The 1413-nt window shown below is 49.9% G+C and carries 3 protein-coding genes; all 3 read right to left on the bottom strand.

The window, feature by feature from the left end:
• Positions 1-100: 100 nt before the first annotated feature.
• From CW742_RS13065 to CW742_RS13055, 3 genes are read right to left on the bottom strand one after another with little or no spacing between them, the layout of a single operon-like run.
• Positions 101-346 carry a type II toxin-antitoxin system MqsA family antitoxin gene (locus CW742_RS13065; protein ID WP_292421071.1) on the bottom strand — a complete coding sequence of 82 codons (246 nt, stop codon included), beginning with the start codon at positions 344-346 and terminating at the stop codon, positions 101-103.
• Complete coding sequence (locus tag CW742_RS13060; protein ID WP_292421069.1) at positions 343-546, bottom strand: hypothetical protein; 204 nt, start codon at positions 544-546, stop codon at positions 343-345. Before CW742_RS13060 ends, CW742_RS13065 begins: the two co-directional genes overlap by 4 nt.
• Positions 524-985: a hypothetical protein gene (locus tag CW742_RS13055; protein WP_292421068.1), complete on the bottom strand. Its 462-nt coding sequence runs from the start codon at positions 983-985 to the stop codon at positions 524-526. The genes CW742_RS13060 and CW742_RS13055 overlap by 23 nt, the downstream gene beginning before the upstream one ends.
• Positions 986-1413: the final 428 nt, after the last annotated feature.

The raw sequence follows: 1413 nt of genomic DNA, 5'->3' as shown, positions 1-1413 counted from the left end.
CCGCAGACCTCCCCCCTATGGTGGGTGGGGGGTGTGATCGATTTAGAAAAAAAGTGGAGGGGGGTATGCAAGAGACCCCCCCAAACAATCGATAAAAAAATTATCCCTTCAGTGACACTTCGCCGGCAGGGAGCGGGCGCATGCTGAGTTTCTTCTGGTGGGCATCCCGCATAATCCCGTCAATCTTACGGGAGGTTTCCTGTGTGTAATATGCCTCGCCGCACTGCTCACAGACATATGCGGGTACATCCTTGATCACGATAACTTCGTCCGCGGCATGCGCCATAAATTCCGTTGTTCCCTCGCGGAGTTTTCCTTTACAGAAACTGCAATGATCCGGACTCATTCCAGCTTCTTCTGCATCTCCTGAATTTCTTTGCAGATCTCATCGAGATCATTACTGAGCCATTGCCTGCGTTCTTTTGTATAATCGCCTTTTCCCGAATCAAACATCTGGATGAACCGGATCATATCGACGGGGCCGAGCCTTTCCCGGAGTGCATTCATGCCTTCATCGTGGATCTCATGCAATGTCTTCGCTTTCATTTCCCGTCACCTCCTCGTACCATGCAGCAGGATTAACGATTCGTATAGACATCGTATCGTTGTGGTGGCTCATAATATTTTTTAACCCGTCATCTGTTGTAAGAAATACTGTCGCTTCCGACTTTTCTGCGCAGGCCACATGCAGGGCATCGACTGCTTTTATGCCCCAGCCCATGAAGACCTCTGCCCGTTCTCTGATGTTCCTGTCAACAAGGACGTTCATTTTTGTTTTTGCTGCAAACGATGAAATATAATGTTTCTTCTGATGATCCAAAATTTTTGCAATCTCGTACGTGATCGCCGAGCTCCCGACAAGCTCCCAGTCGCGTGAACACCGGTCCAGGATGGCGATGATCGCTTCGCTCTCGTACCGGATTCGAGGAACCTGTTGATCATCATACGGTCTGCAGAGGCAACAGACATCCATGTAGATTTTCACAATAAAACTCCGGGTGTAGTAATCTCTTCCTTGTGCGAGTCCCCATTCCGGGCGATAATGTGGCAGGCATAGCGGGTGGTGAAGAGATCGTTAAGAATCCGCGGGCCTCCTTTTGGAAACAACGACTGTGTAAAGCAATGCTGCAATTCCCGTTCCGATAATGCAGCTCATGAGGATCGATACCAGCGACTGGGGGATAGAATCCGGCTGATGGAAAACCGCTCCACCGGACACGAGAGCAGCCAGTGCCACGGTCATACCCGATATCCAAGAAATACAGAACACGATCAAAATCCGTTGCCTTTGCTCAATCTTTGGCATCATAAAGATGGCTGGTACGACTGTGATGAGTGCCATGAAAATAATCGGGAAGACCCAGCCCGGGACATACTGGCCTGAAGCCGGTCCAATTGGCGCAAACCAGCATA

The organism is Methanoregula sp., from assembly GCF_002835825.1.
Taxonomy (GTDB): Archaea; Halobacteriota; Methanomicrobia; order Methanomicrobiales; family Methanospirillaceae; genus Methanoregula.
Note: the sequence above shows the minus strand (reverse complement) of the source record. Positions and strands in the feature narration are given on the sequence as shown.